The following is a 19,887-nucleotide window of genomic DNA, read 5'->3' on the forward strand; positions in this document are numbered from 1 at the left end:
CGAGCGGCGTGCGCCCCTCCCGGGCCGGTCAGGACGGTGTCGCCGTCGGCACCGTCGCGCCGGGGGCCTGGCCGGACCCGGTCCGGCGGGCGGCCCCGACGTGGTGGAAGAGCAGGTTGAGCAGGACGGCCATCACGCAGCCGGCCGAGATCCCGGAGTGCATCAGGGTCCGGACGGCCTCGGGGAAGGAGTCGTAGAACGTCGGCACCGCGATCGGGATGATGCCGACGCCGAGCGAGACCGACACCAGGATGGTGTTCGAGCTGGACTCCATTCCCGCCTCCGCGAGGGTGCGGATACCGCTCGCCGCGACGGTGCCGAAGAGCACGATCCCGGCGCCGCCCAGGACGGGCTGCGGTACCAGCGAGACGACCGATCCGAGCACGGGGAAGAGCCCGAGCAGGATCAGGATGCCTCCGCCGGCCGCGACCACGAAGCGGCTGCGGATCTTCGTCAGCGCCACCAGCCCGATGTTCTGGGCGAAGGCGCTGGCGGCGAAGCCGTTGAAGACCGGGCTGAGCGCGGTGGCCAGCCCGTCGGCGCGCAGGCCGGCGGCGAGGGTGGGTTCGTCGGCCTCGCGGTCGACGATCTTGCCGAGGGCGAGCATGTCGGCGGTGGACTCGGTCATGGAGACCACCATGACGATGCAGAGCGAGGCGATCGCGGCGGCGTCGAACTGGGGTGCGCCGAAGTGGAACGGGGAGGGGAGCGCGAAGACCTTCGCGTCCCGGACCGCGCCGAAGTCCGCCAGGCCCAGCGGGAGGGCGATCAGGGTGCCGAGCGCCAGGCCGAGCAGGAGGGACAGCTGCTGCCAGAACCCGCGCAGCAGCCGGTTGAAGAGCACCACCGCGACGAGGGTGATCGCGGCGAGGCCGATGGCCCGCATGGAGCCGTACCCGGGGGCGCTCGGCGATCCGCCGCGCGCCCAGTTGACCGCCACCGGGAGCAGGGACACCCCGATGAGGGTGATCACGGTGCCCTGGACGACCGGTGGGAAGAACCGGATGAGCTTGCAGAAGTACGGCGCCGCGAGGAAGCACAGGAGCCCCGCGACGATCACCGCTCCGAAGATCACCGGGAGGGCGTCCTTCGGTCCGTGTTCCTGGGCGATGGCGATCATGGGTGCGACCCCCGCGAAGGAGACGCCGTTCACGAACGGCAGTCGCGCCCCGATCTTCCAGACGCCGAGGGTCTGGAGCAGGGTGGCCAGTCCGGCGGTGAACAGGCTGGCCGATATGAGCAGGGCGAGTTCGCCGGGGGAGAGCCCGACGCCGGCGCCGACGATGAGCGGGGGTGCGACGACTCCCGCGTACATCGCGGCGACGTGCTGCAGTCCGGTGGAGACGAGCTTCACCGGGGGCAGCACCTCGTCCACGGGGTGGGTGCCGGACCCGGGTGACGTGCCGGCGTGGGCCGACGCGTCGCCCGGGCCGGGCGTTCTCGCTGGGGTGGAACCGCCGTCTTTGCTGCTGGTGCTGGGTGCCATGTCGAGCCCCTCTTGTGCTCGTGACTCCCGGCGCGCCCGTGGCGCTGGAGACTGGCCGGTACTGCGGTGGCCGAGGGCGGGACGGCGGTGCAAGGGTCCCTCGGCCGGCCTCTCCGGTGCCCCGGGCCGGCCGCCGCGAGGCGAACACGAACTCCGGTGGGTGGGGGTGGAGAAACTGGTGGTGCCGGTGGTGCGGGTACTGCCGTCCGCCCGGACTCGACCGGCCGTAGGGGGCCGGAGGGTGCGGCGATTCCGGGCGGTGTCCATGGGGTGGGGGAGGTCAGACGACCGGGATGACCGGTACGACGCCCTCGCGGTGCACGGTGCCCTCGATGAGGCCGTACATGCGGTCCGCGGCGTAGTAGACCTCGTTGTCGTTCTTGAGGCCGAACGGCTCCAGGTCGACGAGGAAGTGGTGCTTGTTCGGCAGTTCGAGGCGGACCTCGTCCACCTCGGCGCGGTTGTTCAGGACCCGGGTGCCCATCGAGTGCAGGGTCTGCTGCAGCGAGTAGGAGTAGGTCTCGGCGAACGCCTCCAGCATGTGGCGCCGCACGTGGGTGTAGGAGCGGTTCCAGTTGGGCTGGGCCTCGCCGTCACGGCCGCTGTACCCGTACTTCCAGCGGGCGGTGACCTGGGTGGCGAGGATGCGGTCGTACGCCTCCTGCAGGGTGGTGTACTTGTCCTTGATGTAGCCCCAGAACTCCGAGTTGGTGGAGTTCATGACGATGAGGTCCTTCAGGCCGGAGATGACCTGGACGGACTCGCCGTCGTAGACGACCTCGGTGGTGCGGGTCTCCTGGCCGTTGCGGACGAAGGAGTGGCCGACCTCCTCCGAGCCGATGAAGCGGGCCGAGTTGTCCGGCGTCTTGATCCGGTCCCAGGCGTACTCCTCGATCCGGATCCGGGCGCTGTGCACGACGCCGCGCTCGGTGTCGTCGACGAAGTGGCGCGCCAGGAGGATGCCGAAGGCCTCGGCCGACTCGATCCCGTACTCCTTGGCGAAGGCGTACACGGTGTTCTTGGTGGTGTCGGTGGGGAGGCAGTTGGCGTTCGAGCCGGTGAGGTGGACGTCCTCGAACTCACCCTGGAGGGAGACCGAGACGTTCAGGTCCTTGATCTCGTGCCGGGTGGAGTCGCGGTAGATCCGCACGATGCGGTTCTCCGCCTTGCCGTACTGGTTCTGACCGAGCACGTGGGCCATGACGTGGCTCCTAAATGCTTCCAGGTCGGTCTACTAGCTTCCGCGGTAGACCGAGTATCCGAACGGGTTGAGCAGCAGCGGCACGTGGTAGTGGTGCTGCGCGGGCGCGACCGTGAAGACGATCGAGACCTCGGGGAAGAACGGCGTCTCCTCGGACTTGCGCGCGTAGTACGCGGCGGTGTCGAAGAGCAGCCGGACGACCGAGCCCGCCTCCACGGCCGGCAGGTCCTTGGCCCGGCCGTCGGAGTCCGTGGCGGAGGTGCCGAGCACCTGCCAGCCACCCTCGGTGTGCAGTGCGAGCTCGACGGGGACACCCTCGGCCGGGCGGCCGAGGCTGGTGTCGAGCACGTGGGTGGAGATGCCAGTCATGGGTGAAGTGACCTTACTGATGGCAGAGGTGATGCTGCGTCGGTGAATCCTGACGGTACGTCAGGCGTGCCCCGTCGGGCGTGTTCCGCGGGGCGCGGGACCGGGTGCGGGCCCGGGTGCGGGCCCGGCTGTCGGTCCGGGCGCGGGTCCGGTCGGGTGCGGTCGGAGGTGGGACCGGGATCGCCGGATCCGCGCCCGCCGGGCCCGCCCGGTGCCGTCAGGACTCGTCGAGCAGCCGGTTGAGCCGGATGTCGTTGATCTTGCGCAGCTCGCCCCGGACGATCTCCGCCTCGACGGCGGGGTCGTTGGGGTGGCGCTCGCGCAGGGCGGCGAGCATCGTGGCCGCGGTGCGGCCGGTCGCGCAGATCAGGAACACGTGGCCGAACTTGGCCTCGTAGGCCGCGTTGGCCTCGTGCAGTTCGTCGAGGAGCGCTCGGTCCACGCCCTGGATGCCGGCCTGTTCCCGCTCGGAGGTGGCGTCGCCCGCCTTGGGCTTGCCGATCCGGGCGTGGCCGGCCATCGCGTCGTGCAGGTCGGAGACCGTGAGCGAGGCCATCGCCGCCGCGTTGGCGGCGAGCAGGCTCTCGCGGTCGGACCAGGGCTCGGCCTGCGCGACGGCGTCGGCCCAGCCGGGGCTGGAGCAGATCTCCAGCAGGATCGCCTTCAGGTCCGCGGCGTCGGCCGCGGCCAGGGCGTCAAGGGCGTGGGGGTGGTTGGTCACAGGTGGACCTCCTGAAGAGTGGTGCCACCCGCACAAGCTAGATCCACCCCACCCGGCCGTCAACACTTTGTTGAACGGTTGGTGGTTACGTTTTGAACCGGCCTCCGTCGCCGGGCCGTTTCGTGTGCGATTCGCCAAGTGTGCCCCGCCGGGGGCTGATCCAGACTGGCCGTACCGGCGGGGTTCACCCGTCCGGAGGGCCTCCGGTCGGGCGATTCGACAGCGTCGGACCGGCGGCGGTCAGGAGGACTTCGAGCCGTCCTGGCGGTTGAGGTAGTTGTACACGGTGAAGCGGCTGACGCCGAGCGCCGAGGCGACCGTCTCGACCCCGTGCCGGACGGTGAAGGCGCCGCGCTCCTCCAGGAGGGCGACGACCCGCTGCTTCTCCAGGCGGTCCAGCTCGGCCAGCGGGCGGCCGTCGAACTGGCGGCCCATCTCGGCCAGCAGCCGGTCCAGCGCACTGCTCAGGTGCGGCAGCCGGACGGCGAGGGCCGGGGCGCCCTCCCACTCCAGGACGACGTCCTCGGACTTCGCCTCGTCCAGCGGGACGGGCGTCGCGCCGACCGCGTCCAGCAGTGGCTTTATCGCCGCCGCGAGCGGGTGTTCCAGGTGCTCGGTCACGGCGCACCGCCCTCCTGGCCCAACACGCTGACCTGGACGGAGATTCGGGTCGCGCCGGCGTCCAGGGTCTCCCGGAGCAGCTTGGTCACCGCGTCGAGGACCTGCTGGGCCTCGCCCTCGGCGCCGGTCCCGAAGGGGCCGACCGACACGGCCAGGCCGGCCTCGTCGACGACCTTGCGAGCCGCCGCGGCGTGCTCGGGGAACGTGTCCAGTTCGAACGGTTCTGTCGTGAACTCCACCATCAATCGCACGTGCTCACTGTAGCGATCGGCGGTGCGGGCGGGCAGGGGCTGGTCGATCGAACAGCCGCGGTGCTGGTGGGTGAGCCGCCCCGGGGCTTCTTCAACAAAATGTTGCGGCGGTCTTGACACCCGCTCGACGGGCCGGACATGCTTCCACCAAGCAGAATCCCTCTTCCGGATCGTGGAAGTTGAGGATCTCGGAAGAGAGTGAGAGGTGAGTGACGTGACGGCCGCTTCCCGGCACAGCTTCACGGTCAACCTGTCGATCCTGTTCAGCGAACTGCCGCTGCTGGAGCGCCCCGCCGCGGCCGCCGCGGCCGGCTTCACCGCCGCCGAGCTCTGGTGGCCCTTCGGGGCCGACGCCACCCCGGCCGAGGCCGACCTGGACGCGCTCCGCAAGGCCTTCGGCGACGCGGGCGTGCAGCTCACCGGGCTCAACTTCCTGGACGACCTGACCCTCGGCGTGCGCGGGACCGTCTCGGTCCCGGCCGAGAAGGACCGCTTCCGGGCCAACGTCCCGGTGGCCGCGGCGCTCGCCGCCTCGCTCGGCACCAAGGCGCTCAACGCGCTCTACGGCAACCGCGTCGAGGGCGTCGAGCCCGCCGAGCAGGACGCCCTCGCGCTGGAGAACCTGGTGATCGCCGCCAGGGCCGCCCACGAGGTCGGCGCGATCCTGCTCGTCGAGGCGCTCAACGAGGCCGAGTCCCCCGACTACCCGCTGGTCTCCGCCGCCGCGGCGGTCGAGGTGGTCGACAAGGTCAACGCCGCCACCGGCCTGGGCAACGCGAAGTTCCTCTGCGACCTGTACCACCTGGCCAGGAACGGCGAGGACCTGCCGGCCGTCATCGACGCCTACGCCGACCGCTTCGGCCACGTGCAGATCGCCGACACCCCGGGCCGCAACGAGCCCGGCACCGGCGACCTGGACTTCGAGGACCTCTTCACGCGGCTCACCGCCGCCGGGTACACCGGCCGGATCGGCCTGGAGTACCGCCCCTCCACCGGCGTCAGCGCCGACAGCTTCGGGTGGCTGCCGCGCGAGCACCGCGCCGCCGAGTAGCGCCGCCGGGCCCGCCGCCCCGCAAGCCCCCCGCCTCCCCACTCCACGAACGACGTAAGGAACGACGCGATGAGCCGCAAGATCGCCTTCATCGGCCTCGGCATCATGGGCAGCCCGATGGCCGCCAACCTGGTCAAGGCCGGCCACCACGTCACCGGCTACAACCTCACCCAGCCCCAGATCGACGCGCTGGTCGCGGCCGGCGGTCACGGCGCCTCCTCCATCGCGGACGCGGTGAAGGACGCCGAGGTCGTCATCACCATGGTCCCGGCCGACCCGCACGTCGAGCAGGTCATCCTGGGCGAGGGCGGTGTCCTGGAGAACGCCAGGCCCGGCACCCTGGTGATCGACATGTCCTCGATCACCCCGCAGACCTCGATCAAGGTCGAGGCGGCCGCCAAGGAGAAGGGCGTCCGGACCCTGGACGCCCCGGTCTCCGGCGGCGAGGCCGGTGCCGTCGAGGCCGTCCTGTCGATCATGGTCGGTGGCGAGGCCGCCGACTTCGCCGAGGCGAAGCCCCTGTTCGACGCCCTGGGCACCACGGTCGTCCACGTCGGCCCGGCCGGCGCCGGCCAGACCGTCAAGGCCGCCAACCAGCTGATCGTCGCCGTGAACATCCAGGTGCTCGCCGAGGCCGTGGTGTTCCTCGAGAACGCCGGCGTCGACCTCGCCGCCGCGCTGGACGTGCTCGGCGGCGGCCTGGCCGGCTCGACCGTGCTGAACCGCAAGAAGGCGAACATGCTCAACCGCGAGTTCGCCCCCGGCTTCCGCATCGACCTGCACCACAAGGACATGGGCATCGTCACCGACGCCGCCCGCGCCGTGGGCGCCGCGCTGCCGGTCGGCGCCGTGGTGGCCCAGCTGGTCGCCTCCGCCCGCGCCAACGGCGACGGCTCGCTCGACCACTCGGCGCTGCTGCGCGGCGTCGAGCGCCTCTCGGGCCGCGAGGTCAAGTAACACCCCCGGGGGCTCCCCGCGAGCCCCCCACCGACTCCTCCTGGTGGCGTGTACCTCATCCGGTCGTGCCCGCGCCACCAGGAGGCCATGCCCGACCGGCGTGCGGGACCGGGGCTCATCCGCCCGCCCGCCGGTCGAACCAACCGGTGATGCGCACACTCCCTGTCGGGGGCACTTCGGTCGTGCCTGTTGCGCTTCGCCTGGCCCCCTCCCCGCCGAGGGGAGCCCCTCGTACGTCGGAAGCGGGACGAGGGGAACGGCGGGGAGGGGGTCGCACCCCGCGTCCGGACGGCCGGGCGGCGTGCCGCGGCTCCGCGGGCGCAGCGCCCTTGACCGCGGGCGCACGTTCTCCGCCCGGAGGCTCGCACCCCCGCAGCACCCGGGCACATGCTTGGCACACGCCGGCGAAACCTCGCCGCACCCGTACGGAAGTGAGGACCACACCATGCCCGTCACCCCCCACCAGGGCCACGTGGTCGTAGCTCCCGACAAGTTCAAGGGCACCCTGGAGGGCGCCGAGGTCGCCGCCCGGATCGCGGCCGGCATCCGGCGCGCCGCGCCCGGCGTCGAGGTGCGCGAACTGCCCGTCGCCGACGGCGGCGAGGGCACCCTGGCCGCCGCGCTCGCGGCCGGCTTCACCCGCGTCCCGGCCAAGGTGGCCGGTCCGACCGGCCTGCCCGTGGACGCCGCGCTCGCCGTCCGCGGCGACACCGCCGTGGTCGAGCTGGCCCAGTCCTCCGGACTCGCCAGGCTCCCCGGCGGCCGCACCGCCCCGCTGGCGGCCGGCTCCTACGGGGTCGGCCAGCTGATCGGCCGGGCCGTGGCGCTCGGCGCCAAGCGGATCGTGCTCGGCCTCGGCGGCAGCGCCTGCACCGACGGCGGCGCGGGCATGGTCCAGGCGCTCGGCGTGGGCCTGCGGGACGCGGACGGCGCCGAACTGCCGCCGGGCGGGGCCGCGCTGCGCAAGCTGGCGCACATCGACCTCGGGCCGCTGGCCGACGCGCTGACCGGCGTCGAGATCGTGGTCGCCTGCGACGTGGACAACCCGTTGCTCGGCCCGCGCGGCGCCACCGCCGTCTACGGGCCGCAGAAGGGCGCCGACGGCGAGGACCTGGTGGTCCTCGAGGAGGGGCTGACCCGCTTCGCCGACGAGGTCGCCCTGGCCACCGGGCGCGACGTCCGCGAGGCCCCCGGCGCCGGGGCCGCGGGCGGGGTGGGCTTCGCCGCCCTCGCCCTGCTCGGCGCCACCATGCGACCCGGTATCGAGCTGCTGCTCGAACTGCTGGGTTTCGACGAGGCCGTGCGTGGGGCACGCCTCGTCGTGACCGGCGAGGGCTGCCTGGACGCGCAGACGCTCCACGGCAAGGCCCCCGCCGGCGTCGCCGCGGCGGCCACCCGGGCGGGGGTTCGGGTGGCCGCTGTGGCAGGGCGGCTGGAACTGTCCGAGCCCGAGTGGCGGGCCGCCGGCTTCGCCGAGGCCGTCGCCCTCACCGACCTGGCCGAGCAGCCGGGGGACAGCATGACCAGGGCCGGCGAGCTCGCCGAGGTGGCGGGGGAGCGGCTGGCCGGGCGCCTGCTGACCGGCTGACCACTCGTACGTTCCTCCATTGACGTTTTGTTGAAGACGGGCCTAGGCTCCCGGCAATCCCTCGGTTCCCCGGCCCGGACCCCCTCAGGCACCCACCCCCCAACTCCCAGGTTTCGGAGGTCCCCCATGCCTTTCAGCCAGCCAGCGGTGATCCGCTCCCGACGGGTGGTCCTGCCCGACGGCGAGCGCCCCGCCGACGTGCTGATCCGGGACGGGAAGATCGAGCAGATCGCCACCCACGGCTCGCTCCTCGGGGGCGACCGCCCCGACGTCGCGGGCGGCCTCACCGACCTCGGCGACACCGCCCTGCTGCCCGGCCTGGTCGACACCCACGTGCACGTCAACGAGCCCGGCCGCACCGAGTGGGAGGGCTTCGCCACCGCCACCCGGGCCGCCGCGGCCGGCGGCGTCACCACGATCATCGACATGCCGCTCAACTCCATCCCGCCCACCACCACGGTGGACGGACTGGTGGCCAAGCGGAAGACCGCCGAGGGCCAGGCCTGGGTCGACCTCGGCTTCTGGGGCGGCGCCGTGCCCGGCAACGTGCCGGACCTCGAACCCCTCCACCGCGAGGGCGTGTTCGGCTTCAAGAGCTTCCTCGCGCCCTCCGGCGTCGACGAGTTCCCGCACGTCGAGGCCGCCGACCTGGAGGCCGCGCTGGCCGAGCAGGCCCGGATCGGGGCGCTGGCGATCATCCACGCCGAGGACCCGGCCGTCCTGGCCGCCGCCCCGCAGCAACCCGGCGTCCACTACCGGGACTTCCTCGCCTCCCGCCCGGCCGACGCGGAGACCGCCGCCGTCGCCAACCTGCTGGACACCGCCCGGCGCACCGGCGCCCGTGTCCACATCCTGCACGTCTCCTCCGCGGCCGTGCTGCCGCTGCTGCGCCAGGCCCGCGAGGACGGCGTGCGCGTCACCGCCGAGACCTGCCCGCACTACCTGACCCTGGCCGCCGAACAGGTGCCGGACGGCGACACCGCCTTCAAGTGCTGCCCGCCGATCCGCGACGAGGGCAACCGGGACCGGCTCTGGGAGGCCCTGGCGAACGGCGAGTTCATCGCCGTCGTCTCCGACCACTCGCCCTCCACCCCCGACCTCAAGCTGCTGCCCGAGTACGGCGGCAGCGGCGACTTCGCGGCCGCCTGGGGAGGCATCGCCTCGCTGCAGCTCGGCCTGCCGGCGATCTGGACCGAGGCCCGCCGCCGCGGCCACGGCCTGGTCGACGTGGTCCGCTGGATGTCCGGCGGACCGGCCGAACTGGCCGGCCTCACCGCCACCAAGGGCGCCATCGCGGTGGGCCGCGACGCCGACCTGGTCGCCTTCGACCCCGACGGCGAGTTCGCCGTCCACGCCGCCGGACTGCACCACCGCAACCCGGTGACACCGTACGCGGGCCGGACGCTGACCGGCGTGGTCCGCACCACCTGGCTGCGCGGCCGCGTGGTGGACACCGGCGCCGAGCCCTTCGGCCGCCAGCTCACCCGGCCCGCCGCCGCCACCACCCCGACCGATCGCCCGTCCTGAGGAGACTCCGTGACCCCTGCCGACACCCCGAGCGCTCCCTTCACCGAGCTGGTCGACCTGGCCTCGCGGCTGCTGGGTGCGGGCGTCGTCGCCACCAACGAGGACACCTTCGCCGACGCCGAGAACCTGCTGGTCGCCAAGCCCGCCGAGTTCCGCCCGCACACCTTCGGCCACAAGGGCCAGATCATGGACGGCTGGGAGTCCAAGCGCCGCCGCGGCGTCAGCGCCGACCAGCCGCACCCCACCGACCAGGACCACGACTGGACGATCGTCCGGCTCGGCGCCGCCGGTGTGATCCGCGGCCTCGTCGTGGACACCGCGCACTTCACCGGCAACTACCCGGAGAGCGCCTCGGTCGAGGCCGCCTCCGTCCCCGGCCACCCCTCGCCCGGGGAACTGGCCGGCGCGGAGTGGACCACCCTCGTCCCGCGGACCCCGCTCCAGGGCGACACCGCCCACGAGTTCGCCGTCGAGGACGCCGCCCGCTACACCCACGTCCGGCTCAACATCTTCCCGGACGGCGGCGTGGCCCGGCTGCGGGTGCACGGCGAGGTGCTGCCCGACCCGCGCGAACTGGACGGCCTCACCTTCGACCTGGCCGCCCAGGAGTACGGCGGCGTGGCCGAGGCGGCGTCCGACCGCTACTTCTCCTCCCCGCACAACCTGAACGCTCCCGGTCGCGCCTCCGTCATGGGCGAGGGCTGGGAGACCCGGCGTCGGCGCGACAAGGCCAACGACTGGGTGCAGATCGCCCTGGCCGGGGGCGGTGAGGTCCTGGCCGCCGAGGTGGACACCACCCACTTCGTCGCCAATGCCCCCGGCTGGGCCGACCTCGTCGGCTTCGACGCCTCGACCGGGGCGGACCCGGCCGACGGCGAGTGGTTCGAGATCCTGCCCCGCACCCGCCTGCAGCCCGACACCCGGCACCGCTTCCGGCTCGACGTCGGCCGCCCGGTGACCCACGTGCGCATCAACGTCTACCCGGACGGCGGCCTCGCCCGGCTCCGTCTCACCGGCCGCCTCACCGAGTCCGGCCGTGCGGCCCTCGCGCTGCGCTGGTTCGACGCCGTCCCGGCCGCCGAGGCCGCCGCGGCCCTCACCGAGGCCGGCCTGAGCGCCGAGGAGGCCGCCGCGCTGGCCGCCGCCCGCCCGCTGGCCGACCAGGCCGCGGTCACCGCCGCCGTCGCGGCGCTCCAGCCCGCCGACGGCCCCGACGGCGAGCACTCGTCCCGCCGCCGCTCGGCGCTCTGGCGCCTGCTCGGCATCTGACGGCGCCCCGGGCGGGCCCCGGCGCCCGCCCGGCGGCCGTCAGACCACTCTCCGCACCGCCTTTATCGACACCTGAAGGACCCTCCATGTCCAAGAACCTGACCACGGAGTCCGGCGCCCCGGTCGCCGACAACCAGAACTCGGCCTCGGCCGGCGAGTACGGCCCGCTGCTGATCCAGGACCAGCAGCTGCTGGAGAAGCTGGCCCGCTTCAACCGCGAGCGCATCCCGGAGCGCGTCGTGCACGCCCGCGGCTCCGGCGCCTACGGCTACTTCGAGGTCACCGACGAGGTGTCGCAGTACACCCGCGCGGACTTCCTCGCCGAGGTCGGCAAGCGCACCGAGGTCTTCCTGCGCTTCTCCACCGTGGCCGGCAACCTGGGCTCCAGCGACGCGGTGCGCGACCCGCGCGGCTTCGCGCTGAAGTTCTACACCGAGCAGGGCAACTACGACCTGGTCGGCAACAACACCCCGGTGTTCTTCATCAAGGACCCGATCAAGTTCCCCGACTTCATCCACTCGCAGAAGCGCGACCCGTTCACCGGCGTGCAGGAGGCGGACAACGTCTGGGACTTCTGGGCCCACTCGCCCGCCTCCACCCACCAGATCACCTGGCTCTTCGGCGACCGCGGCATCCCGGCCTCCTACCGCCACATGAACGGCTACGGCTCGCACACCTACCAGTGGGTCAACGCCCAGGGCGAGGCCTTCTGGGTCAAGTACCACTTCAAGACCAACCAGGGCATCCGCTCGCTGGACGGCGACCAGTCCGCCGAGGTGCTCGGCGCGGACGCCGACTCGCACCAGCGCGACCTGCACCAGGCCATCGAGCGCGGCGTGTTCCCGTCCTGGACCCTCTACGTCCAGCTGATGCCGGTCGCCGAGGCCGCCGACTACCGCTTCAACCCGTTCGACCTCACCAAGGTGTGGCCGCACGCCGACTACCCGCTGGTCAAGGTCGGCCGCCTGGTGCTCAACCGGAACCCGGAGAACGTCTTCGCCGACGTCGAGCAGTCCGCGTTCTCGCCGAACAACTTCGTGCCCGGCATCGGCCCCTCCCCGGACAAGATGCTCCAGGGCCGCCTGTTCGCCTACGCGGACGCCCAGCGCTACCGCCTCGGCGTCAACCACACCCAGCTGCCGGTGAACGCCCCGCGCGCCACCGAGGCGAACAACTACGGCCGCGACGGCCTGCACGCCGTCAACAAGTCCGGCCGCGGCAAGAACTACGAGCCCAACTCGTACGACGGCCCGGCCCAGACCGACGACGCGCTCGCCGCGCCGGTCAAGCTGAACGGCTACACCGGCACCTACACCACGCCCGCCCACACCAAGGACGACGACTTCTTCCAGGCGGGCGAGCTGTACCGGCTGATGTCCGCGGGCGAGAAGACCCGCCTCATCAACAACATCGCGGGCTTCCTCGCCCAGGTGACCCGCGACGACGTCGTCGAGAAGAACCTCGCCCACTTCCACGCCGCCGACGAGGAGTACGGCGCCCGCCTGGAGGCGGCCGTCGCCAAGCTGCGCGCGGGCGACGAGGGCTGACACCCGGGCGGCGGCCGCGCGGGACGGCGGTACCCGCGTGGGACGGCGGTTCCCGCGCGGGGCCGGCCGACTGACTGACTGACTGACGCACCCTCACCGGTCGCCGGGGCCCGCACCCCGGCGGCCGCACGACGGGCTCCTCCCCCCAGGGCAGTGGGGGAGGGGCCCGTTCGCGTACGCCCGGCCGGTCGGGCGCGGACGGCGGCGGACGGCGGCGGGGCGGGGGTGGCCGGGGGTGAGCTGGGAGCCGACTGGGCGGCGGCTGGGAGTTTCCTGGGGATCCGCTGGGAACGGCTCCACGGAATGTTCACGGAGTTTCACGGACCTCGCCTGCCGGAGCCCCCGGGTCGATAGGCTGGACGGTGCCCGCGGTCGCTCCGTGGGGGGACATCGGAAGGGGACGACATGTCGACACCAGCCCCGGGTCGCCACGCCGCGCCGGACCAGGGCCAGAGCAGCCCGTTCACCTCCCTGCAGTACGCCCTCAGACTGCTGGAAGCCGTCGACCGCCACCCCGACGGGGCCACCCTGGTGGCCCTCGCCCGGGAGACCTCGCTCGGCCTGCCGACCGTCCGGCAGCTGGCGGAGATCCTCGAGATCGAGGGCTATCTCCAGTGCCAGGACGGCGGTTGGGTGCTCGGCGGCACCTTCGCCCTGCTCGGCCAGCACAACCGGGAGCAGCTGGTGAAGGCCCGGCTGAACCGCAAACTCGTTGAGCTGCGCGATGAGTTGGGCGCGGCCGTCTACTTCAGCCGTTACCACGACGGGGAGTTGACCGTCGAGGCCGTCGCCGCGGCCGACTACGCGCCCGCGGTGCAGGAGTGGGTGGACTTCCGGGCCACCGCGCACGCCAGCGCGATCGGCAAGTGCCTGCTCAGTCAGCTCGACGTGGACGGCCGTCGCGACCACCTCTCCCGGCACCCCGTCGCCCGGCTCACCTCCCGGACGGTCACCGACGCCGACCAGTTGATGCACCGGCTGGAGCGGCAGCCGGCCACCGTGCCGGTGCTGGACATCCAGGAGTACGCGCTCGGCACGGTCTGCGCGGCCGTGCCCGTGACGGCGGGCAGCACGGTGGGCTGCCTGGCGACCTCGATGCCGGTGGACAACGTGCACCGGCTGAGGGCCGCGGCGGAACTGCTGGCGGCCAGGGCGGCGCCGTTGATGCTGGCGATGGCGGTCTGAGCGCCGCGGTCGCCCCCGTGGGCCCCGCCGGATCCGAGTGATCCGGCGGGGCCCCGCGCGTTCGTGGGGCCGGGTGGCCGGAGCGGTGTTCCGCAGCAGCCCTTCCCGGCCGTGTTTCGCGGGCCGTCCGGCGGTGCACATCACTTATTAGACTCGATGTCGATAAGAGTCGCCGAAACCCTTGTCCCGGTCACTACCCGCGAGTACGTTTCCCTGAGCCGAGCCGCCGCCCCCAGGTCAGGAGGGCCTGCCATGCCCCGAACCACCTCCGTTCCCGTCCTCGCCGCAGACGCCGCCCGCGTGCACGACAGCCTCGTCCTGGAGCCCCGGGACGTCCGCTTCGACTGGTCCCGGCTGCCGCTGCACTGGATCCCCGACGAGCCGATGGCCACCCACGTGATCAACGTCCTGCACCTGCTGCTGCCCGAGGGCGAGCGCTGGTTCGTCAAGGTGTTCAAGGAGGCGCTGCCGCTGATCCGCGACGAGCAACTGCGGGAGGAGGTCCTGGGGTTCATCGGGCAGGAGGCCATCCACGCCGAGGCCCACCAGGAGGTCCTCGACCACCTGCTCGGCCAGGGGCTCGACCCGCGCCCCTACGTCCGGCAGATCTCCTGGCTGTTCCAGCGCGTCCTCGGCGACAAGCCCGGGCTCTCCCCGGCCCGCCGGCGCGAGAACATCATCGAGCGGGTCGCCTTCATCGCGGCGATCGAGCACTTCACGGCCTTCCTCGGGAACTGGGCGCTCAACTCCCCGGGCCTGGACCGCGCCGAGGCCGACCCGACGATGCTCGACCTGCTGCGCTGGCACGGCGCCGAGGAGGTCGAGCACCGCAGCGTCGCCTTCGACCTGATGGTCCACCTCGACCCGGGCTACCTGCGGAGGGTCCGCGGCATGGCCGTCTCCGGGCCGCTGCTGGTCCACCTCTGGGTGCGCGGGGCCCGCTTCCTGCTCGCCGCCGACCCGACGCTGAACGGCCGGCTCAAGCCCACCTGGCGGGAGGCGGGGCGGATCGCCAAGCGCGGCCTGCTGCCCGACCCGCTCCGGTCGGTCCGCTCCGGTCTGCGCTACCTGCGGCCCGGCTACCACCCGACCCAGGAGGGGTCCTCCAGCCAGGCCCTCGGCTACCTCGCCACCTCTCCGGCCGCCCGCGCCGCCGCGGGTCGCTGAGGAGCGGCGGGTTTCAGCTGACAGATTTCAGCGAACAGAGAACGTCATCTGTTATCTGTTATCTGTTATCTGTTCGCTGAAATCTGAACTCTGTGATCTGTTCGCAGAAGTCCGTCCGCCCAACCCCGCCCCGCTCACCCCGCCGCCCGCCGTGACCCCCGCCCGCCTGCCGTTCTCACCCCGCCCTGACGCCAAGGACCGCCGGATGGACCTGCTCGACCCGCCCCCCGACCTCTACGGCCGCCCCCGCGCCGACAGCTTCATGCGCCGGCTCACCGCCTTCGGCGACCGCTACTCCCCGGCCCTCGGCAGCCCGCTGCTGCGCCGCAACCCCCGCCGGCCGCTCAGCCGCCCCACCCCACCGCTCCAGCTGGTCGTCCGGGCCCGCCGACAGCTCGCCGGCGACGTCGTCGAGCTGACCCTGGCCGACCCCTCCGGCGGGGCGCTGCCACCCTGGCAGCCCGGCGCCCACCTGCGCCTCGCCCTGCCCTCCGGCCGTGAGCGCCACTACTCGCTGACCGGCGACCCGGCCGACCGCGCCGCCTACCGGATCGCCGTGCGCCGCCTCCCCGGTGGCGGCGGCGGTTCCGTCGAGGTCCACGAGGCCCTGCACCCCGGCAGCCGGCTGACCGCCCGCCGGCCCCGCAACGGCTTCGCCTTCTGCGCCGAACCGGCCGTCCTGCTGCTCGCAGGAGGCATCGGTATCACCCCGTTGCTCCCGATGGCCCGGGAGGCGCAGCGGCTCGGCCTCGACTGGCGCCTGGTGCACACCGGCCGCAGCGCCGACACCCTGCCCTACACGGACGAGCTGCGCGCCCTGGACCCGCGGCGGGTGGTACTGCGCACCGACGACGACCACGGCGTGCCCGGCGGCGCCGAACTGCTCGCCCACGCCCCGCGCGGCGCGGCCGTGTACTGCTGCGGCCCGGCCCCGATGCTCACCGCCGTCCAGCGCGCCCTGGACGGATCCCCGGCCAGGGCCCTGCACTTCGAGCGTTTCGGTGCCGCCCCGGTCACCGACGGCGCGCCCTTCACGCTGCGTCTGGGCGCCGACGGCCCGGAGCTGGACGTCCCCGCGGACCGCTCCGCCCTGGACGTGCTGCGCGAGGCCAGGCCGGACCTCCCGTACTCCTGCCACCAGGGCTTCTGCGGCACCTGCGAGGTCCGCCTGGTGGCCGGTACGCCCGAGCACCGGGACCGCCGCCTCACTCCCGAGCAGCGCGCCGCCGGCGCCCTGTTGCCCTGCGTCTCCCGGGCCGCCGAGGGCGAGACCCTGGTGCTCGACCTGTAGGGCTTGCCCTGGCGCACCCAACGCCCCGGCGCACCCTGGCGCACCCAACGCCCCGGCGCAGCCTGGCGTACGGGGCGCCGCACCCGCAGCGTGTCCGACCTCGTGCTCGACCTGCCGAAGGAGCCAAGGATGGCGAACCCCCCGACCTTCCCCTACGACGAGCGCGACCTCGCCCGCTTCCGGGAGACCCAGCAGCTCGCCTACCACTGCGCCGAACAGGTCGCCGCCTGGATCGAACCGGGCGTCACCGAACGGCAGACCACCGCCGAGCTGCGCCGCCGTCTGGTCGCGGCCGGGGTGCAGGACTTCTTCCACGTCCCCTTCGCCTGGTTCGGCGACCGCACGGCGTTCCGGCACTTCCGCACCCCGCTGCAGTTCTTCGCCGGCAACCGCCGCCTGGAGGAGGGCATGCCGTACGTGCTGGACTGCGCGCCCGTGGTCGACGGCTACACCGCCGACATCGGCTACGGGGGCAAGGTCGGCGAGAACCCGGTCTGGGACCGCCTCGCCGCGGACCTCCAGGTGTACCGGGAGCTGATCCTCGCCGAGGTGCGCGCCCGCAAGCCGCTCGACCAGGTGTACGCGGCCGTGGACGCGCAGATCGCCGCGCACGGCTACGACAACCGCCACCGGGTGTACCCGGGCCGGGTGATCGGCCACCAGGTCACCCGCACCACCGCGCGCGGCCCGGCCGGGGTCAACGTCCTCGGCTTCGGCGTGCGGACCCTGCAGACCCTCGGCCGCGAACTGGTCACCGAGCGGCTGCACGGCCGCTCGCCGCTGTGGGCGGACGGTCGGTCGTCCCGGCACGCGCCCACCCCGGGCCTGTGGGCGGTCGAGCCGCACATCGGCTTCCGCGGCGTGGGCATCAAGTCCGAGGAGCTGCTGGTGGTGACGGAGGACGACGCCCACTGGCTCGACGACGACCTGCCGCACGTCCGCCGCTGGCAGGACGCCGCGGGCACCGCGGCCGCCCCCGCGCCCGCGGCGTCCCCCGCCTCCGCCTCCGCCCCCGCCCCCGCCCCCGCCGGGCCGACGACCGGGCGAACCGACGAGCCGACCCCCTCGACCGCCACCCTGGAGGCCACCCGATGAGCACCCCCGCCCCCGACGGGACCGTCCGCCGCCGCACCGTCCACTCCGGCGGTCTGGCGCTCGCCGTCTTCGAGCAGGGCGACCCGGACGCCCCCACCGTCCTGCTGGTGCACGGCTATCCGGACACCCACGCCGTCTGGGACGACGTCGCCGCCGACCTCGCGCGCGACCACCACGTGGTCCGCTACGACGTGCGCGGCGCCGGCGAGTCCGGTGTGCCGACGACCCGCGACGGCTACCGGCTGGCACAGCTGGCCGACGACCTGTTCGCGGTCGCCGACGCCGTCAGCCCGGACCGCCCGGTGCACGTGGTCGCCCACGACTGGGGCTCGCTGCAGTCCTGGGAGGCCGTCACCGAGCCGGGCGCCGAGCACCGGATCGCCTCCTACACGACCATGTCCGGCCCCTGCCTGGACCACATGGGCTACTGGCTGCGCCACCGGATGCGCCGGCCCACTCCGCGCCATCTCGGTCAACTGCTCCACCAGGGCGTCCACTCCTGGTACATCACCGCCTTCCACCTGCCCTTCCTCGCGCCGGGCGTGTGGCGCCTGGGCCTGGCCCGGGCCTGGCCGCGGGTGCTGCGCGACCTGGAGCGGGTCACCCCGCGGGCGGACCACCCGCAGCCCAGCCTGCGCCGCGACGCGGTGCGCGGCATCGAGCTGTACCGGGCCAACTTCCGCCCCGCGCTGCGCAGTCCGCGGGAGCGCCCGACGCAGGTGCCGGTCCAGTTGGTCACCCTCACCCGGGACCGCTACGTCGGCACCTACCTCTCCGAGGGCCTGGAGCGCTGGGTGCCGAACCTGACCCGGCGGACGCTGCACGCCGGGCACTGGTCGGCGCTGCTGGAGCAGGGGGCCACCGTGGCCGGGCTGGTCCGGGAGTTCACCGGCCGGATCGAGCGCGGCGGCGCGCAGGCCCCGCAGCGGTCCGCACGGTCCCTGGGGGACGGACGGCTGGTGGTGGTGACGGGCGGCGGCAGCGGCATCGGCCGGGCGACGGCGCTGGCCTTCGCCGAGGACGGCGCCCGCGTGGTGGTCTGCGACCTCGACCTCGACGCCGCCGAGCGCACCGCCGAACTCGCCTCGCTGATCGGCCCGCCGGCGCACGCCTACCGGGTGGACGTCGCCGACGGCGCGGCCGTGGACGCCTTCGCGCAGGCGGTGGCCGCCGAGCACGGCGTGCCCGACGTGGTGGTCAACAACGCCGGGATCGGCCACTCCGGCACGTTCCTGCAGACCACCGAGAAGGAGTGGCAGCGCGTCCTGGACGTGAACCTCTGGGGCGTCATCCACGGCTGCCGCGCCTTCGCCGCGCTGATGGCCGACCGCGGCCGGGGCGGCCACCTGGTCAACGTCTCCTCGGCCGCCGCCTACCTGCCCTCCAAGGCCCTCACCGCCTACGCGACCAGCAAGGCCGCGGTGTTCATGCTCTCGGACTGCCTGCGCGCCGAGCTCGCCGGGCACGGCATCGGCGTCTCGACGATCTGCCCCGGCATCGTCAACACCAACATCACCCGCACCTCCACCTTCTCGGCCACCACCGACGCCGAACAGGCCGCCAAGCAGGCCCGCGCCGCCCGGCTCTACGCCCGCCGCGGCTTCCCCCCGGAGAAGGTCGCCACCGCGATCCTGGACGCCGTCCGCACCAACCGGCCGGTCGTCCCGGTCACCCCCGAGGCCAAGGCCGCCCGCTTCCTGAGCCGCCTCAGCCCGGCCCTGCTGCGCCTCGCCGCCCGCCTCGACGTCACCTGACCGGGCCCGCTGCCACGGCACCCCGCCCCCACCGGCACGACCGCCGGACCGACCATCGGGACGACCGTCCGGGACGACCGCACGGCACGACCGCCGGACCGACCGTCGGGACGACCCGGCGAGGGGGCGGGGCCGTGGGCTGCCCCGGAGGGTGTGACAGGATCGAGGTCCATGGAGATGACGACGGCTCTTTGGTCATTCGCGCTGGTGGTGGGCCTGCTCACGCTCACGCCCGGGCTCGACACGGCACTGGTCCTGCGGACGTCCGCGCTGGGCGGGCGGCGGCAGGCGTGGGGGGTCGTGCTGGGGATCCAGACCGGCACCCTGGTGTGGGGCTCGCTCACCTCGGCCGGGGTGACGGCGCTGCTGACGGCCTCGCAGCTGGCCTACGAGGCGCTGCGCTGGGGCGGGGCCGCGTACCTGGTCTGGATGGGCGTCGGGATGCTGCGCGGCAGGAGCGGGCAGCCGGAAGCCGAGGAGGGGCCCGCGGACGGCGGGTTCGTCCAGGGCTGGCGGCGCGGTGCGCTGACCAACCTGCTCAACCCCAAGGTGGGGGTCTTCTACGTGGCGGTGCTGCCGCAGTTCATCCCGGCCGGGGCGCCGCACTTCGCCGCCGGCGTGGCGCTGACCTGCGTGCACGTCGTGGAGGGCCTGCTCTGGTCGACGGTCCTGGTGGGCTTCGCGCAGGCGGTGCGCGGCTGGCTGCGCCGCCCGGCCGCGCGCCGACTGATGGACCGGGTCACCGGGATCGTGGTGGTGGGCTTCGGCCTGAAGCTGGCCCTCTCGGACTGAGCCGCCCGCCGCTGC

General features: G+C 73.5%; 18 protein-coding genes. 12 read left to right on the forward strand and 6 right to left on the reverse strand.

What is annotated here, in order from left to right:
* Positions 1-28: 28 nt before the first annotated feature.
* From AB0N04_RS01605 to AB0N04_RS01630, 6 genes are all read right to left on the reverse strand, one after another.
* On the reverse strand, positions 29-1,486 hold the full coding sequence (locus AB0N04_RS01605; RefSeq protein ID WP_360213972.1) for a nucleobase:cation symporter-2 family protein: 1,458 nt from the start codon (positions 1,484-1,486) through the stop codon (positions 29-31).
* 280 nt (positions 1,487-1,766) lie between these two features.
* A complete protein-coding gene (pucL, locus tag AB0N04_RS01610; RefSeq protein WP_360213974.1) occupies positions 1,767-2,687 on the reverse strand; it encodes a factor-independent urate hydroxylase in 921 nt (306 codons plus the stop codon).
* Between the two features lie 33 nt (positions 2,688-2,720).
* Entirely contained in the window at positions 2,721-3,056 is a 336-nt protein-coding gene (uraH, locus tag AB0N04_RS01615) for a hydroxyisourate hydrolase (RefSeq protein WP_350602013.1), read from the reverse strand.
* A 217-nt stretch (positions 3,057-3,273) separates the two neighbouring features.
* The gene (gene uraD / locus AB0N04_RS01620) at positions 3,274-3,777 is read right to left on the reverse strand and encodes a 2-oxo-4-hydroxy-4-carboxy-5-ureidoimidazoline decarboxylase (protein ID WP_360213976.1); all 504 of its coding nucleotides are present in this window, start codon (positions 3,775-3,777) and stop codon (positions 3,274-3,276) included.
* Positions 3,778-4,017: 240 nt separating this feature from the next.
* Positions 4,018-4,398, reverse strand: a complete 381-nt coding sequence (locus AB0N04_RS01625) for a helix-turn-helix domain-containing protein (protein ID WP_360213978.1) — start codon at positions 4,396-4,398, stop codon at positions 4,018-4,020.
* Positions 4,395-4,640: a thiamine-binding protein gene (locus tag AB0N04_RS01630; RefSeq protein WP_360214040.1), complete on the reverse strand. Its 246-nt coding sequence runs from the start codon at positions 4,638-4,640 to the stop codon at positions 4,395-4,397. Before AB0N04_RS01630 ends, AB0N04_RS01625 begins: the two co-directional genes overlap by 4 nt.
* 214 nt (positions 4,641-4,854) lie before the next feature.
* Between AB0N04_RS01630 and AB0N04_RS01635 the strand changes: the two genes are divergently transcribed.
* The 12 genes from AB0N04_RS01635 to AB0N04_RS01690 all read left to right on the forward strand — a co-directional run bounded on the left by AB0N04_RS01635 (position 4,855) and on the right by AB0N04_RS01690 (position 19,872).
* Entirely contained in the window at positions 4,855-5,700 is an 846-nt protein-coding gene (locus tag AB0N04_RS01635; RefSeq protein WP_360213980.1) for a TIM barrel protein, read from the forward strand.
* Positions 5,701-5,769: 69 nt separating this feature from the next.
* Positions 5,770-6,657: a 2-hydroxy-3-oxopropionate reductase gene (locus AB0N04_RS01640; RefSeq protein ID WP_360213982.1), complete on the forward strand. Its 888-nt coding sequence runs from the start codon at positions 5,770-5,772 to the stop codon at positions 6,655-6,657.
* Positions 6,658-7,102: 445 nt separating this feature from the next.
* Complete coding sequence (locus tag AB0N04_RS01645; protein WP_360213984.1) at positions 7,103-8,245, forward strand: glycerate kinase; 1,143 nt, start codon at positions 7,103-7,105, stop codon at positions 8,243-8,245.
* 126 nt (positions 8,246-8,371) lie between these two features.
* On the forward strand, positions 8,372-9,772 hold the full coding sequence (allB, locus tag AB0N04_RS01650; protein WP_360213986.1) for an allantoinase AllB: 1,401 nt from the start codon (positions 8,372-8,374) through the stop codon (positions 9,770-9,772).
* Between the two features lie 9 nt (positions 9,773-9,781).
* Positions 9,782-11,041 carry an allantoicase gene (gene alc, locus AB0N04_RS01655; RefSeq protein ID WP_360213988.1) on the forward strand — a complete coding sequence of 420 codons (1,260 nt, stop codon included), beginning with the start codon at positions 9,782-9,784 and terminating at the stop codon, positions 11,039-11,041.
* A gap of 86 nt (positions 11,042-11,127) precedes the next feature.
* Positions 11,128-12,588: a catalase gene (locus tag AB0N04_RS01660; RefSeq protein ID WP_360213990.1), complete on the forward strand. Its 1,461-nt coding sequence runs from the start codon at positions 11,128-11,130 to the stop codon at positions 12,586-12,588.
* A gap of 405 nt (positions 12,589-12,993) precedes the next feature.
* The gene (locus tag AB0N04_RS01665; protein WP_360213991.1) at positions 12,994-13,773 is read left to right on the forward strand and encodes an IclR family transcriptional regulator C-terminal domain-containing protein; all 780 of its coding nucleotides are present in this window, start codon (positions 12,994-12,996) and stop codon (positions 13,771-13,773) included.
* 252 nt (positions 13,774-14,025) lie between these two features.
* Complete coding sequence (locus AB0N04_RS01670; RefSeq protein ID WP_360213992.1) at positions 14,026-14,940, forward strand: metal-dependent hydrolase; 915 nt, start codon at positions 14,026-14,028, stop codon at positions 14,938-14,940.
* Positions 14,941-15,145: 205 nt separating this feature from the next.
* Positions 15,146-16,231 carry a PDR/VanB family oxidoreductase gene (locus tag AB0N04_RS01675; protein ID WP_360213994.1) on the forward strand — a complete coding sequence of 362 codons (1,086 nt, stop codon included), beginning with the start codon at positions 15,146-15,148 and terminating at the stop codon, positions 16,229-16,231.
* Between the two features lie 129 nt (positions 16,232-16,360).
* The gene (locus AB0N04_RS01680) at positions 16,361-17,326 is read left to right on the forward strand and encodes a M24 family metallopeptidase (RefSeq protein WP_360213996.1); all 966 of its coding nucleotides are present in this window, start codon (positions 16,361-16,363) and stop codon (positions 17,324-17,326) included.
* On the forward strand, positions 17,323-19,080 hold the full coding sequence (locus AB0N04_RS01685; RefSeq protein WP_360213998.1) for an SDR family oxidoreductase: 1,758 nt from the start codon (positions 17,323-17,325) through the stop codon (positions 19,078-19,080). The genes AB0N04_RS01680 and AB0N04_RS01685 overlap by 4 nt, the downstream gene beginning before the upstream one ends.
* 171 nt (positions 19,081-19,251) lie before the next feature.
* Positions 19,252-19,872, forward strand: a complete 621-nt coding sequence (locus tag AB0N04_RS01690; protein ID WP_360214000.1) for a LysE family translocator — start codon at positions 19,252-19,254, stop codon at positions 19,870-19,872.
* Positions 19,873-19,887 lie beyond the last annotated feature (15 nt).

The organism is Kitasatospora sp. NPDC051702, assembly GCF_040681575.1.
Taxonomy (GTDB): domain Bacteria; phylum Actinomycetota; class Actinomycetes; order Streptomycetales; family Streptomycetaceae; genus Kitasatospora.